The organism is Streptomyces gottesmaniae (assembly GCF_031845845.1).
GTDB classification, from domain to species: domain Bacteria; phylum Actinomycetota; class Actinomycetes; order Streptomycetales; family Streptomycetaceae; genus Streptomyces; species Streptomyces akebiae.
Genome location: NZ_JAVRFJ010000042.1, coordinates 88,128 through 101,969, shown reverse-complemented (window position 1 = coordinate 101,969; position 13,842 = coordinate 88,128). Strand labels below are relative to the sequence as shown.

Annotated in this window: 13 protein-coding genes and 3 pseudogenes; 10 read left to right on the top strand and 6 right to left on the bottom strand. The window is 68.9% G+C overall.

Features of this window, described 5'->3' with window-relative positions; translation table 11 throughout:
• A partial coding sequence (locus RM704_RS36095) for a TerD family protein (protein WP_311592127.1) occupies window positions 1–676 on the bottom strand: 676 nt, incomplete at its 3' end.
• Window positions 677–828: 152 nt separating this feature from the next.
• Between RM704_RS36095 and RM704_RS36090 the strand changes: the two genes are divergently transcribed.
• From RM704_RS36090 to RM704_RS36075, 4 genes and pseudogenes are all read left to right on the top strand, one after another.
• The gene (locus tag RM704_RS36090) at window positions 829–1,194 is read left to right on the top strand and encodes a hypothetical protein (RefSeq protein ID WP_311592123.1); all 366 of its coding nucleotides are present in this window, start codon (window positions 829–831) and stop codon (window positions 1,192–1,194) included.
• 380 nt (window positions 1,195–1,574) lie between these two features.
• Window positions 1,575–2,903, top strand: a complete 1,329-nt coding sequence (locus RM704_RS36085; protein ID WP_033525702.1) for a pentapeptide repeat-containing protein — start codon at window positions 1,575–1,577, stop codon at window positions 2,901–2,903.
• Window positions 2,904–3,353: 450 nt separating this feature from the next.
• A pseudogene (locus RM704_RS36080) lies at window positions 3,354–3,911 on the top strand (Tn3 family transposase); the annotation flags it as partial.
• A 138-nt stretch (window positions 3,912–4,049) separates the two neighbouring features.
• A complete protein-coding gene (locus tag RM704_RS36075; RefSeq protein WP_033525619.1) occupies window positions 4,050–5,000 on the top strand; it encodes a hypothetical protein in 951 nt (316 codons plus the stop codon).
• A 355-nt stretch (window positions 5,001–5,355) separates the two neighbouring features.
• On the opposite strand, the gene RM704_RS36070 is transcribed toward RM704_RS36075, so the two are convergent.
• Both RM704_RS36070 and RM704_RS36065 read right to left on the bottom strand, forming a co-directional pair.
• Window positions 5,356–6,135: an alpha/beta hydrolase gene (locus tag RM704_RS36070; RefSeq protein ID WP_033525620.1), complete on the bottom strand. Its 780-nt coding sequence runs from the start codon at window positions 6,133–6,135 to the stop codon at window positions 5,356–5,358.
• Window positions 6,132–6,488, bottom strand: coding sequence for a hypothetical protein (locus RM704_RS36065; protein WP_052145858.1), 357 nt, complete (start codon window positions 6,486–6,488; stop codon window positions 6,132–6,134). Before RM704_RS36065 ends, RM704_RS36070 begins: the two co-directional genes overlap by 4 nt.
• Window positions 6,489–6,737: 249 nt before the next feature.
• Between RM704_RS36065 and RM704_RS36060 the strand changes: the two genes are divergently transcribed.
• The 5 genes and pseudogenes from RM704_RS36060 (at window position 6,738) to RM704_RS36040 (ending at window position 11,052) form a co-directional block, all read left to right on the top strand.
• Window positions 6,738–7,613 (top strand): helix-turn-helix transcriptional regulator, encoded by an 876-nt coding sequence (locus tag RM704_RS36060; protein ID WP_033525621.1) that lies wholly within the window; start codon window positions 6,738–6,740, stop codon window positions 7,611–7,613.
• A 311-nt stretch (window positions 7,614–7,924) separates the two neighbouring features.
• Entirely contained in the window at window positions 7,925–9,250 is a 1,326-nt protein-coding gene (locus tag RM704_RS36055) for an MFS transporter (RefSeq protein WP_063774456.1), read from the top strand.
• Between the two features lie 9 nt (window positions 9,251–9,259).
• Window positions 9,260–9,481, top strand: a pseudogene (locus RM704_RS36050) (helix-turn-helix domain-containing protein); the annotation flags it as partial.
• A gap of 90 nt (window positions 9,482–9,571) precedes the next feature.
• The gene (locus tag RM704_RS36045; RefSeq protein WP_033525704.1) at window positions 9,572–10,339 is read left to right on the top strand and encodes an SDR family NAD(P)-dependent oxidoreductase; all 768 of its coding nucleotides are present in this window, start codon (window positions 9,572–9,574) and stop codon (window positions 10,337–10,339) included.
• A 359-nt stretch (window positions 10,340–10,698) separates the two neighbouring features.
• Window positions 10,699–11,052, top strand: a complete 354-nt coding sequence (locus RM704_RS36040; RefSeq protein ID WP_311592109.1) for a DUF6233 domain-containing protein — start codon at window positions 10,699–10,701, stop codon at window positions 11,050–11,052.
• Between the two features lie 127 nt (window positions 11,053–11,179).
• Here RM704_RS36040 and RM704_RS36035 read toward each other — a convergent pair whose 3' ends face one another.
• A complete protein-coding gene (locus RM704_RS36035; RefSeq protein ID WP_033525623.1) occupies window positions 11,180–12,025 on the bottom strand; it encodes an NAD(P)H-binding protein in 846 nt (281 codons plus the stop codon).
• A gap of 149 nt (window positions 12,026–12,174) precedes the next feature.
• Between RM704_RS36035 and RM704_RS36030 the strand changes: the two genes are divergently transcribed.
• Window positions 12,175–12,567: a winged helix-turn-helix transcriptional regulator gene (locus tag RM704_RS36030; RefSeq protein ID WP_033525624.1), complete on the top strand. Its 393-nt coding sequence runs from the start codon at window positions 12,175–12,177 to the stop codon at window positions 12,565–12,567.
• Window positions 12,568–12,785: 218 nt separating this feature from the next.
• Here RM704_RS36030 and RM704_RS36025 read toward each other — a convergent pair.
• Both RM704_RS36025 and RM704_RS36020 read right to left on the bottom strand, forming a co-directional pair.
• Window positions 12,786–12,881 (bottom strand): annotated as a pseudogene (locus RM704_RS36025) (recombinase family protein); the annotation flags it as partial.
• A gap of 593 nt (window positions 12,882–13,474) precedes the next feature.
• On the bottom strand, window positions 13,475–13,639 hold the full coding sequence (locus tag RM704_RS36020) for a hypothetical protein (protein ID WP_311592106.1): 165 nt from the start codon (window positions 13,637–13,639) through the stop codon (window positions 13,475–13,477).
• Between the last annotated feature and the right edge of the window lie 203 nt (window positions 13,640–13,842).

Here is a 13,842-nt window from a genome sequence, read left to right as displayed (position 1 = left end):
GGGGGGCGGGGGGGGGGGTGGGAGGGCCAGGCTGGGGCGGAGCGCTCGCGACGGCAGGGGTGGACGCCGGGGCGGCGGGCGCGGACGGGAACGTGGGTGCGGGCGTGGCCGCGGAGGAAGCCGTCGAGGCGGTGGCGCCCGGTTCTTCGTCCACGCTGATCCCGAAGTCCGTGGCCAGCCCCGCGAGTCCGGACGCGTACCCCTGTCCCACCGCACGGAACTTCCACTGACCGGCCCGCCGGTACAGCTCTCCGCCGATGAACGCCGTCTCCGTCGTAGCCTCCATCTCGAACAACGCCAAATGCCCACCCGTCCCGGCGTCGAGCAGCCGCAGCCGCAGACCCGACAACTGGCCGAAGGTGCCCCCGTCTGCGGAAGCGCCGAGAACGACCCGTTCGATCTCCGGCTCCAGGGCCCCCAGATCCACCCCGACGGTGTCCGTCGTGCCGTCACCGCTCCGCCGCTTCCCCAGATGACGTACGGCACCCGAGGCGTGCTGCGGCTGGTTGTAGAAGACGAAGTCCCCGTCGTCCCTCACCCGCCCATCGGCACGGAGCAGCAGCGCCGAGGCATCGGCGTCCGGCGCACCCGGGCCCCCGGACCAGCCGAGCTCGACCTGCACCGCCTTGGCGGCGACGGAGAGGTTGCCACCTTTGCTCATCGATGTCGCTGTCATGCGCCCAGTCTGCACAGAGAATCCGGCACCGGGACCGTCCGATACATAACTACACGCACACGGCCTGCGGTTCGCCGGCCCGTCCCGGCCCCGAGCGGGAGCAGGCACGGGGGTGGCCAGCATCGGCTCGGGCAGCGTCCACGTCACGCGCGATGTCTCCCCCACAGGTCATCGGCCGCCCGAGTGACTTGCCATGGCCGGACCGGTCTTGGTCAGGACAGTGGAAGATTTCCGACCCCTGTGCCCGCCACGTCCTCACCCGACGGCTCTTACGACGCCACTCCCTGCGCGCCGCAGCGGTTCGCCGCCTGCTGCGCCTGCTGCGCCTGCTGCGCCTGCTGCGCCTGCGCGACACCGAGCGCCTGACCCACCACGACGTGCGCACCGTCGCCGCCGCTTTCACCGTCGACTGGCGCACCGTGCGCCACTGGATGGACAACGCCGACACCCGCAACGGCACCTACACCCCCAAGGCCGCCGCCACTTCACCCTCACCCCGGCCATGCACGACGCCCTGACCCAATGGCACGGCAACGCGGCAGCCGCCTACCGCGAAGTCGTCGACGACGGCATCTTCGGGAGCCCGCCCCGCGAATCCCAGGCAACCTTTTACAGCACGGCGGCAGCGGCTCGAAGGAGACCGGTAGCACGGGTCTTACGAGCCGCCCACTCCACGCGGCGCGGCCGCACCCCATCCCTATAGCCGGGACTTCGTGCGCGCCGTCCTCAGCCGACTCGATCCCACCCAACGCCACACCGACACAAGCGTTTCCGCATTCACGCCATGCCGGCAGGGAAGTCTCCTCACCACCGGTCCACCGTGTGAACGGCGTTCGTGACGGGCCTGTCAGGCAGGCCGAGGTGCAACCACAGATACTCGCGATGCATCCTGATGGTCATGAGTCTCCGTCTTCCCGGCCGCCGTACTGAGCAGCGTGGCCTGCGCCTCTGGCCGGTCGGTATCGCCCTCTGCCTCGCCTTCCTCACCGCGATACTTGTCGCTTCGGCCGTCTTCTACACGGGATGGGACCTGCTCGGAGCCAGGGGGATGAAGGCTCAGCCGCAGATCGACTCCAAGACTCTGTTCGACCTCGTGAAGTTGTCTTTCGGAGTCGTCGCCGGAGCCGGAGCGCTCGTTGCTCTCGTGGTGGCCTATCGGCGTCAGCGCGTCGACGAGGACGGTGCTCTCCGCGATGCAACCCGTCTTCACACCGAACGCTTCACCACTGCCGTATCCCAGCTCGGCGACGGCTCCCCCGCTGTCCGTCTCGGCGGTGTGCACGCTCTCGCCGGACTCGCAGACGACGCCCCCACCCGCGACCTGCGCCAAACCTGCATCGACGTCCTGTGCGCCTATCTCCGCCTGCCCTATACCGCCAAGAGTGCCCTGCCAGCCAATGATCCGGAGGCCCTACACACTTACCTCGCACTCCGTGAAGTCCGACACACGATCATCCGTCTCATACGCGACCACCTCCGCCATCCGGCAGACCACCCCCACTCCTGGCAGGGACACGACCTGGACTTCACGGGCTCCGTCTTCGACGGCGGCGATTTCAGCGGTGCGGTCTTCTCTGGCGGAACCGTCAATTTCGCCGACGCCACGTTCTCCAGCGGAACGTTCCGCTTTCTCAACTCAACCTTCCGCGGGGGCACCGTCAACTTTACAGGTGCCAAGTTTGCCGACGGCACCGTCGGCTTCAACAACGCCACCTTCGACGGCGCAACGGTCACCTTCCTGCGCACGGAGTACACGGGCGCCACTGTCGTCTTCAACGAAGCCGCCTTCACCGACGGCACCGTCGCCTTCAACAACGCCGCGTTCCGCAGCGGTACCGTCAACTTCGTCCGAACGAAGTTTCTCGGAGGCACCGTGAATTTCCGGACCTCAACGGTCGATGGAGGCACGATCAACTTCACTGACGCCCGACTGGACGGGAGCTCCGTCCATTTCACGGGCATGACGGTTCTCGACGGCAACTTCCGCTTCAAGAGGACAAGATTCGAAGGCGGCACAGTCCTGTTCAAAGGCTCATCCTTCAGAGGCGGTTCCGTCACCTTCCCCCGGGCGGTGTTTGCTCGTAGCACTGTCGTCTTCAACAGCACGACGTTCGGTGGAGGCGTGGTCACTTTCGCTCAAGCCACAGGAAATGCCCCAGTCGGTCTCCCCGGCGTCGGCGGTGGAGCACCTACGCCCACGGGCTTGGTCCTGGCCACAGGCTGGTGAGCAGGGGTGTCACAACTGCTCCCCGACGCGACCGCGACAGTGCTTCCGGGCCGCGTACGGGCACTTCGTCTGCTGTCCGTTCTCCGGTTCTGGCTCAGCTTCTGTGACGCGGCCACGCTGAGTAAACGGTTGGGGTGACAGTCCCCCGACTGACGTCATGCGGTTGAGGCTGCATCGGGACCTGCAGAATGACTCGTGCCGGTGCGGGGTGTTGGGCTCGATCGGTACTGCCGGGGAACGCTGCGGTGGTACGGGCGATCACTGCATGGCGCAGGGTGTAGTTCTGGGAGTTGTGCTCCAGCAGTCCCACTTCGACGGCACGGGTGAGAGCGGTGGGCAGCCGCATGGCGCTGAGGTCGCGCAGGAGCACAGGGCGCGAGATCGCGGCAGACAGCCATTGGCCGGTCGGGGTCGTCAGGAGTGCGAAGCGGAACTCGATGATCACGATAGGAGGTCGTGTTCGACAGCACCAGCGAGCAGGTCGACACCGACACCGGCGAGATCACCCCGCCCGAGGTGGAGACGCTGGAGGCGATGTGGGAGCGGATCGAGCAGGTGGTGCCCCGGCATGAGCTGGCGGCGGCGATTGCCGCGCTATTCGAGCTGACTCCGCCGCTCGACTCGGACGCGGACGAGGCATGGCGGACCCAGCTGGTCACCCGGTTCGGCACCGTACGGCCGTTCCTGAAGCTCCTGGTGACGGTGGTCGACTTCGGCGCCACGCCGGAGGGCCTGCCGGTCCGGAAGGCGTTGAAGCCGCTGTCGGACCTGATGGGACGCAAGAAGGTCGGCCCGGCCGAGATCGACACCGGCCTGCTCACCGGGTCGTGGCGGCGCCTGGTGTTGTGCGCGCCGCACCTGGAGCCGGGCACTGTCGACTGGAAGGCGTACGCGTTCTGCGTGCTGGAGCAGGTGCACCGGATGCTGCGGAGCAAGCAGGTGTTGCGGACGCCTACCAGGACGCACTTCAACGCATCGCCGAAATCGCCGCCGCGACCAAGGCGTCTTCCTCGACGAGGCACAACGCTCCTGAGGAGATGACCATCGGGCCTCGAACCCGTCGATGCGGGGACCCCTCCACCCGGCCACGGAATCGGGGACCGGGATCTACGCTGGGCACTCCTTCCGCCCCGTCCAAGGAGTAGCGTGCCGCCGGCCTACGTCCACCGGATCACCAAATACGACCCCGCCGACCGCGACGAGCACGGCCACTACGCCGGCGCCGAGGACGCGGTCAGCGACCACGGACCTGTCGAAGCGGCGTACCTCGCGGCGATCGCCGCCTTCGCGGAGGCATCGGACATCGACCGGTTGGAGATCCGCGAACCTGCGGTCACCGGCTTCGTCCACTTCGGTGTGGAGCCGCCGGTTGAGGGGCACGGTCTCGGCGGGCTCTTCCCGCCCGACCTCACCGGCTACCACGACGGGGCCGAGGTCTCCCTTCCGGTCGCCCTGGAACTGGTCCGAGCCATGCTCCGCGACCAAGGCGCTTGGTGCCGACTGGAAGTAGGGGATTTGTTCACCGTGCATGTCGGGTGGGACCAGTATGTGTACGTGGGCAGCGATCGGCCCTGTGCGGACGCCGTGGCCCGTACGCGGGAACTCGGCCTCTTCCCGGAACCGCTTACGGCCTCGCCCTACGCGGCCGAGGTCGACGAAGCGGAAGTGACGGAGCCAGCCGACGAGCACTTCTGGATACGCTTGCACACCGCGCTGGCCTCACGGCATGCGTTGCTCCTCGAGGAAAGCTACGTTCGCAACGCCGCACGCTGGCACCGAATCACGCCGGAGAACCTCGGCGCAGTGCGCGCCAGTCTCGGCCCGCGCGCCTTGCTGACCGTCTGGCCCGACCTGACCCCGGACGTCGGCGCCGTCCTCGCCGCATTGCCCCAGGAGGAATCCATCGACTTCGTCTGGGAGGCGCAGGACGGGGCGATCAGCCACGCGATCGTCGACGACACCGACTACCAGGCGCTCAGCGCCCACGTGGCCGATGCCCGAGCCGCCTGCGCCCTGCCCCTGTCCTCCGCCGAACACCACCCGCTGCTCTGTGCTGCCCTCCCGGACAGCGACGGCGTACTGCGCGCCCGGTGGTGACCCGGTTCGCGCGCCGGGCGAGCCAGCAGGCCCTGTGCATCGAAGTTGTCCTGCCAGACCAGATGTCGCACTTAGTCACAAGAGATGTGACTGAGTGTGATAGTTGGCGCTTGAGCGCGCTAGTGCCGCGACAGGCGACGTTCGCCCCGTCGCGACGCCCGGCACGCCCTCTCGCCGCACCGGCCGAAAACCCAAGTACATCCAGTACGAGGGCTTCCGGCCGGCACACCGAGAGCACGCACCGGACGCCGCTCCTTGACGGGCAAACGTTGCCTGCCGCAGCACTAGTTGGCGGCTGAGCGCGATAGCTGGCGCGCAGGGTAGCGGCCAACCGCCGTTAGGGAGCGGAACGCACTTACCAGGTGTGGCGGTCGAGCCAGGTACTGATGCGCTCCGCGGTCTCGCGCCAGCCCGGTTCGAGGAGGACGTTGTGGGAGCGCCCTCGGACGAAGAGGTAGTCGGAGCCGAAGTGGGCGGCGCTGCGGCGGATGGCTTCGGCGGGGACGATCACGTCGTTCTCCGCTGCGATCACCAGCGAGGGTCCGTCGATGCGGGTGCGGTCCACTCGGAGTGAGGTCGACAGCGTTTCCTTGATGGCCATGGCCGATTCCCTGCACAGCAGAGCGTAGTAGCGGCGGGCGTCGTCCTCCGGGCTGCCCTCGAACACCGTCTGCCATGCGGTCTCGAAATCGGGGATGTCGGTCGGCTGCGTGAGGTCGATCTCGGTGTGGGGGTGGAGGCCCACTTCGGCGCTGATGGCAGGGGTGATGTGGACCTGCGCAAGGACGGGGTGCTTCTCTGCGTACTTCAGTCCGACCAGCGCACCCATGCTGTGAGTGATGAGAATCGGCACGTGCCCGATGTGGTCGACGACGGTCTCCAGCTCTTCCACGGTGTCGGCCATGGAGCGGAGCGTGAACTGGTCTTCCGGCAGGTCCTGAGACCCGTGGTGGTTGAACCAGCTGAACGCGTAAGAGTCGTGGCCGGCGGCGGCGAAGTAGGGCAGGTAGTTCTCCCACGCCCAACTGCCCTGTAGACCGCCATGAACGAAGACGATGGGCGGACCGGACGGACTGCCTTCCGAGGGGACATGCTCGATGAAGACACCATCGATCGTCTTGTTTTCAACCTTCACTGTGATTCCTTCTCGCGGAGTGGGGGCAACGCGGTGGGGAGTGGGGTGCGGTGCCGTGAGCGGAGTTCCGCTGGTTCCGGGGAACCGGCGGCCGGGGCCTCGCATGCAGTCACGCGGCTGGTCAGCACAGACGGCTTGCCGCTGTCGGTGCAAGCCGCGATGGCCGTATCCGCGACGGCGGCCTGGACGGCCGCGCTGGTCTCGTCGCCCGGGCTCGCAGTGTGGATCGTGCCGTCTGCCTGGGCCATCTGGCCGGCGAGCCAGGAGCTGTCGGTGGTGTCGCCAATCACCGGCGTCGCGCTGGCGGCGGTGACCTTGGCCGCGGGCGTCTCGCTACGCACGAGGCCCGTCACACGGTTCCGTCGGCGACCAGGCGCCGCAGCACTGCCGAACCGATGAAGCCGGTGCCGCCGGTCAGAAATACATGCACGGTGATCTCCAGAATCCATGGGTGCCCGAGGTCCGCCGAAGGGGCGCTACAGGCCCGAACCCACACGGGGCAATGAAGAGAAAACCGGCTTTAGCCCGCCGGTGGGAGTTCACGCTGTGAGGGGTACTGGCAGGGACCCCCACCATGCGCTTCGGCTTCCTACGCTGGAGCCATGGACAATCGGGCGGAAGTCAGCGCGTTCCTCAAGTCCCGCCGTGGCAAGATCACCCCCGAGCAGGCGGGCCTGCCGGCGTACGGGCGGCGGCGGGTGCCCGGGCTGCGCCGCGTCGAGGTCGCGATGCTCGCCGGGGTGAGCGTCGAGTACTACACGCGCCTGGAGCGCGGCAACCTCGGCGGTGTTTCCGACAGCGTCCTGGACGCCCTCGCCAAGGCCCTGCGCCTGGACGACACCGAGCGCGACCACCTGCACGCCCTGGCCCGTGCGGCCAATGCCCGGCCGGCGCGCGTGCGCCGCCCGAAGAAGACGGCCGTGCGGCCCAGCGTGCTGCGCATCATCAACGGACTGCACGACCAGCCGGCCTACGTGCGCAACAACCGCATGGACATCCTGGCGGCCAACGCCCTGTCCCGGGCCCTGTACGGGGAGGTGCTGGAGCAGAAGCCGGCCAACACGTGCCGGTACGCCTTCCTCGACCCGCGGGCCACCCGCCTCTTCCCCGAGTGGGAGCGCGTGGCCCGTGACGCGGTGGGGGCGCTGCGGGTCGAGGTCGCCAAGAGCCCCTACGACCGCGAGCTGTCCAACCTGATCGGCGAGCTGTCCACCCGCAGTGACGCCTTCCGCACCCTGTGGGGCGCGCACGACGTGCACGCCTTCACCGACGGCGTCAAACGATTCCACCATCCCGTCGTCGGCGAGATGGAACTGGTCCACGAGAGTCTGGACCTGCCCGGTGACGAGGGGCTGTCCATCACCATCCACAGCGCCGATCCCGGCACCCCGGCCTCGGACGCCCTCCAGTTGCTGGCGGCCTGGGCCGCCAGCCAGGACCGGTCGACGGCCGTCACGCAGGACGACACCGAGAACTGACCGCTTCCGGCTCGGCCGCTCGCCCCGATCCCCCTGTTCCACGATGACCGCCGTCACCCGGAGCCTTCCTGAGGGTCGCGGCTGCCTCAGCATGCCTGTGTCGTGCTTCCCCTGCCTGCCGTCGCGGCCCGGCCTGGGGGTCCCTGCCATTACCCCTCACGAGCGTGCCTGTTTGCGGCGCGCGGCGGCTGGTTCCATAAATCTCGGCGCGGTCCACGAGGCCCCGCCCGCACATCCCCTCGGCACGCCCTCGGCCTTCCGGCCGGCTCCCCGGTGACCGTCGTGCGCGCCGACGCTTGAAAGGACCTCTGGTGACTGCTGCCGCCTCCCCCACACCCACCCGGCCGGGCGCCCCGGCCGTCGCAGGTCCGCCCCGGCCCGACGGCGACACGACCGCTCCGGCCGGGAAGGTCAAGCTGCCGCCGGTGGTGTGGCTGCTCGGTGCCGTCTCGTTCGTCATGAGCACCAGCTCACTCATCGTCGCCGGCCTGCTGCCACAGATCTCCGACAGCCTCGGGGTGCGCGTGTCCAGCGCCGGACTGCTGATCACCGTCTACGCGCTCGGCATGGGCATTGGCGCGCCCGTGATGTCCCTGGCGACCCTGCGGCTGCCGCACCGCTCGGCGATGATCGCCGCCCTTCTCGTCTTCGCCGCCGGGCACATCCTCGGCGCGCTCGGTTCCAACCTGGCGCTCGCGCTGGTGGGCCGATTCGCCGCGGCGCTGGGCAACGGCACCTTCTGGGTCATGGGCGCGGTGGTCGCCACCGCCGCGGCCGGACCGGCGGCCCGCACCCGCGCCATGAGCGTGATGGTCGGCGGCATGACCCTCGCCAACGCCGTCGGCGTCCCGCTGGGCACGGCGGCCGGCCAACTGGTCGGCTGGCAGGCCCTCTTCTGGACCCTCGCCCTGATCTCGTTGGCCGCCACCGTAGTAGTGGCCCGCCGAGTGCCCGCCGACAACGGCGGCGGCGACAGCTCGCTGCGCGCAGAACTCGGGGCCCTCAAGCACCCCCGCCTGTGGCTGATCTACCTCGCCGCCGCGCTGATGCAGGGCGGCCTGCTGGCCTTCTACAGCTACATCGCCCCGCTACTGACCGAGCGGGGCGGGCTCTCGACGACGGTCCTTCCGCTGGCCATGCTCGGCTACGGCGCCGGCGCCCTGGCCGGCACCGCCTTCGGTGGGCGTCGCGGAGACCGGCGGCCGTACGCCACATTGATCCCCGCCGCCGCCGTCACCGCCACCCTCCTGGCCACCATCACCTTGTGGGCGACCAACAGCGTCGCGGCCGTGATCCTGCTCGTGCTGCTCGGCGCCGTCGGCATCTCGTCCACCCCGATCCTCGTCGGCCAGGTGATCCGCATCGTCGGACCGGGCCGGGCCCTGCCCGTAGCCCTGACCACGTCCGCCTTCCAGGTCGGCATCGCTTCCGGCTCCTGGATCGGCGGCGTCGCCCTCACCTCCGCCCTCGGTCTCAAGGGCCCGTCGCTGGTGGGCCTCGCTCTCGCCCTGGCGGCCCTGCTGCCGCTGAGCCTGCTGGCGGCCGCCTCGCAGCGCACGGCTGGGGCTGCTGTCCTGGGGGGTTCTCCCAGTACCCCTCACAGCCGAGACTCCCACCTTCATCCGCCTCATTCCTAGGTTGGACGTATGGACAAGCAGGCCGAAGTCAGCGCATTCCTCACATCGCGCCGCGCCCGGATCACGCCCGAACAGGCAGGGCTGCCGTCCCACGGAAAGCGCCGGGTACCCGGCCTGCGCCGCGGCGAGGTCGCTCAGCTGGCCGGCATGAGCGTCGAGTACTACACACGCCTGGAACGCGGCAACCTCAGCGGCGTCTCCGAGAGTGTCCTGGACGCCCTGTGCGACGCCCCGCACATACCCCCTGCTCCGGCGTCCGCGCACTGGATGGACGACCGACGCCCACCACCCCTGTTCACCCCTTCACAGAAACCCAAGGACATGACGATCAACTTCTCTTTCACCAACAAGGCTGCCCTCGTCACCGGCGCCGGCTCGGGCCTCGGCCTGGCCGCCGCCAAGGCGTTCGCAGAGGCGGGCGCCGCGGTCGCGCTCGCCGACCGGGACCTGGACGCCGTCCAGGCTGCGGCCGAGCAGCTGACGGCGGCCGGACACCGGTCGATCGCCCTGCGCTGCGACGTGGCCGACGAATCCGACGTGGCCCGGGCCGTCGACGAGACGGTTAAGGCGTTCGGCAGTCTGGACGTCGCCTACAACAACGCCGGCATCCAGGCCCCGGTCAGCGAGGTGGCGGACGCCGACGGCGACGACTTCGACCGCGTGATCGCGGTCAACCTCCGCGGTGTCTGGAACTGCATGAAGCACGAGCTGCGCCAGATGCGCGAGCAGGGCGACGGAGCGATCGTCAACTGCTCCTCCACAGGCGGCGTCGTCGGTACCGGAGGACTGGGCGCCTACACCGCCTCCAAGCACGCGGTGATCGGCCTGACCCGCAGTGCCGCTCTGGAGTACGCCACCCGCGGCATCCGCATCAACGCGATCTGCCCGGGCGTCACCGAGACCCCCATGGTCACCAACGCGATCGCCGAGGCGCCCGAACACATGGCAGCCATCATCAACGAGATCCCCATGAAGCGCTCCGGCAGTGTCGAGGAGATCGCCTCCGCCGTGCTGTGGCTGTCCAGCCCGGGAGCCGCCTTCACCACAGGCCAGGCACTCGTCGTCGACGGCGGCTTCACCGTCAAGTAATCACCAGCGGCGCGGTACGGCCGGGACACCGGCCGTACCGCGCCACCCAGCCAGGCTCCTGATCGTCAGACCCGTATACGCGTGCCGCGTTCGCTCCCCTCGCGTCGGCCCGCTTGTCCCCATCACCCCGCACGTTTCGCCGACGCTGCCTCCGGGCCCGTTCCCGGCCGCGTAGCCGGCCCGCCTGTACGAGGAGGACCGCGAGGCGTACGCCATCAAGGTTCGCGAGGCCGTCAGGCGCGCAGGCTGATTCGACCTGCCTCCTCTGTCCTCTGCGGGCGCCGTGGGCCGTCGTGCTCCAGAGGGCGCCCGGGTCCTCTCCCGATGAGCATCGAAGTTGTCCATGAGCACCACCTATCGTGCTCGGTCACAACGTCTTCGACGACCTGCCTCCGGACCTGGAGCGGCTGCGCACCCTGCGGGTGTGGCACGTGATGTGGCTGGAGCGCATCGACCGCAAGATCGCCGCTCTGCGGCAGCGGGAAGCCGAGCAGGAACACGGACGGCGCTCCCGCCCGCCTAGGCCGGACTGGATCGTCGAACTCGGCATCGGCACCGGACGCCCGCCCGTCGCGGTCCACACCGGTGACTGCTACGCCGCCGGGAAACGCCACCGCCCCGTCGGCCGGGACGAGGCCCGCCGGCTCCTCGCCGCCGGACTGCCCGCCTGCACCCACTGCTACCCCGACCAGCACCTCGGCATCCTCGACTGACCCACCTCAGGCACTGCGCCGGGGTCGCTTCGCCGCCGTCACTCCGAGGTGCAGGAATCGTCTGGGTGCGGTCGGCGATGCGTCGTGATGGATTGTTTAGGAATGCCTTCGCCGGGGACGCAGGCCCTTATCGGAAGGCGGCGATGTGGCGCTGGGCCCAGTCGGCGAAGGTGCGGGGCGCGCGGCCGAGGAGCCGCTCGACGGCGGGGCTGATGCGCTGTTCGGCGGGTGTGGGCTCACCCAGGATGGTCAGCGTGGTCTCGACCACGGGCTCGGGCATGAACCGCAGCATCTGCGCGTGGGCCTCGTCGCGGGTCTGCTCGATGAACCGGACGGGTTCGCCGAGTGCGTCGGCAATCGCCTCGGCCCGCTGGCGGGGCGTGCTGAGGGTGGGGCCGGTCAGCTCGTATATCTGTCCGGCGTGGCCGTCCTCCCGCAGGGCTGTGGCGGCGACCTCGGCGATGTCGTCCGGGTCGATGGTCGGCAGGCCGATGTCGGCGAACGGCGCGACGGCGGTCCTTCGGGCGCGGACCGACTCGGCCCAGGCGTACGCGTTGGAGTTGAAGCCTCCGGGCCGCAGGATCGTCCAGTCCATGCCTGATTGCTGGACGGCGTTCTCGATGGATCGTCCCAGGTCCCCGTGAGAGGCCGAATGCGGTCGGGTCGCGACGCCTTGGGAGGACAGCAGGACGACCCGCCCGACACCGCCGGCCTTGGCGACGTCGAGTATGTCCTGTGGGCTCAGCAGATGGGCGCTGGGGCCGCCGCTTTGCAGGAACAGCGCGTCGGCTCCGTCGAAAACGGGCCGAAGGCTCTCAGGATCGACCAGGTCAGCCTGCGTGTACTGGACGCTCTCCGGCACGTCCGCGTCCGAGATCCCCCGGGATGTCGCGGTCACCTGCGCACCGGCTGCCGCGAGGGCCCGCACGAGCGATCGGCCGACGTTACCAGTCGCACCCGTCACTACGAACATGAACAACTCCCGTGTCGACTCAGCATGGTTGTTGCCGCCCGAGCGGGCGGGGGCCGCCGTGGAGAGCTGCTCTCCAGGCGACACGGGGACGCTAACACCGTCGATATAGTAGGTACCTATAGGAAAGTGACTATCCCGAGGGAGTGTGTATGGCTGGCGACGCTGACTGGGTGGCAGCCGCTGCGAGCGACCCGGAACTCGCCTGTCCGACCAGTGCGGTCGTGGATATCGTGTTCAGCCGGTGGACCACGCCGATCCTGTGGACTCTCCACATGCATGGTCGGCAACGGTTCGTCGAGCTGGAACGACGGATCGGCACGATCACACCGAAGGTACTGACTCAGCGGCTGCGTCAGCTGGAACGCGACGGCATGGTCGTGCGTACGTATCACCCGGAGGTCCCCCCTCGGGTCGAGTACGAGATCAGCGAGCTGGGCCGCAGCCTGGCCCCCCTCTTCGCGCACCTCGCCGAATGGGCTGCCGTCAACCTGGACAAGGTCGAGCAGGCCCGGCACGACTACGACACCGTTCCACCTCGGTAGCGCGTCAGCGAGAGGGCTCGATCCTTGTCCGGACTTCCGCTACCTGGTTGATCCCGCAAGCAAGTGGGGTGAAGAGCTGGACTGGCGTTTTGACGGCTCTGGCCGCGGTCCCGTGATCCCCAGGAGAGCGAGGGGAACGAGGGATCGTTTCGGCAGAGTGTTTCCTGCCAAAGGCGAAGAAGGTCCCTCGCTGACTCCGGCGCTGGTGGCCCGAGGCCCGACAGCAGTTCTCCGGTGCGCGGGTGGCGGGCGGTGAAGTCCATCGCGGAGAACGCCCCGCCGTGGATGCGCAGGGCGAGACGGTCCGGGTGGATCCAGGCTCAGTGGCCATCACGGGCTCGCCCTCGGACGGCTCCAGAGCCCGATTCGGAATCAGGAACGCCGCGATCACCGCACCGACCACGAAGAACCCGGAGCCCCACGCCAGGGTGGCCGTGCAGCCCTCGACCCCGGCCTGCGCCGCGGCCAGCGCGCTGGGCTTGTGCGAAGACAGGTAGTCGGTCGCGGCCGACGAGGTAACGGTGGTCAGTAGCGCCGTACTGATGGAGCCGCCCACCTGCTGACCGGTGTTGATCAGCGCCGAGGCGACGCCCGTGCCATCGCGGTGCAGGCCTGAGGTCGCCCCCTGGAACGCGGTGGTCATCACCCCGCCGATGCCGAGACCCAGCAGGATCATGCCGGGCATGCTGTGGGTGGCGTAGGCGCTGCCCCACTCGAGCCGGGTCAGCAGGGCCATACCGGCTGCGGCGACCGCGAAGCCGACGCTGACGACGACCTCAGGGCCGGACCTTGGCCAGCACCAGCAAAGGCATCGTGGTCGACGAAGCGACGACGCCCGCGACCATCGGCAGGAACGCCAGACCGGTCTTGATCGGCGAGTAGCCGAGGCTGGTCGCAAAGGAGTAGGTCAGGAAACAGGAAGATCGAGAACATCGCCATGCCCGGGACGAACACCGCCATGAACGAACCACCGCGGGTCCGGGTCCAGCACGAGGCGCAGTGGCAGCAGCGGATGCGCGACCCTGGACTCCAGCCAGACGAACACCACGAGCAGCACCACGCCGACGATCATGGAGTCGAGGGTGACCGGGTCGGTTTAACCGTGAGCCGATCACCGCCTCGATGAGCGCCCGCTGCCCATCGAGCAGGTCGGTCGTGGAAGGCTTTCGCTCGCTCACAGCAGTCAGCCCTGCGCGTCCGTGCCCGCCCGCCGACTGAGATGCCGCAGTTCCACGCGTTCAGGTGGTGGACAAAAGCACCTACCGCTTACCGCTC

Bases quoted from the DNA above. Each gene is read 5' to 3' on its own strand.
- RM704_RS36030 (WP_033525624.1), top strand. From the start codon at position 12,175: ATGGCTGGCGACGCTGACTGGGTGGCAGCCGCTGCGAGCGACCCGGAA.
- RM704_RS36020 (WP_311592106.1), bottom strand. From the start codon at position 13,639: ATGATCGTCGGCGTGGTGCTGCTCGTGGTGTTCGTCTGGCTGGAGTCC.
- RM704_RS36045 (WP_033525704.1), top strand. From the start codon at position 9,572: ATGACGATCAACTTCTCTTTCACCAACAAGGCTGCCCTCGTCACCGGC.
- RM704_RS36085 (WP_033525702.1), top strand. From the start codon at position 1,575: ATGAGTCTCCGTCTTCCCGGCCGCCGTACTGAGCAGCGTGGCCTGCGC.
- RM704_RS36035 (WP_033525623.1), bottom strand. From the start codon at position 12,025: ATGTTCGTAGTGACGGGTGCGACTGGTAACGTCGGCCGATCGCTCGTG.
- RM704_RS36090 (WP_311592123.1), top strand. From the start codon at position 829: ATGTCTCCCCCACAGGTCATCGGCCGCCCGAGTGACTTGCCATGGCCG.
- RM704_RS36060 (WP_033525621.1), top strand. From the start codon at position 6,738: ATGGACAATCGGGCGGAAGTCAGCGCGTTCCTCAAGTCCCGCCGTGGC.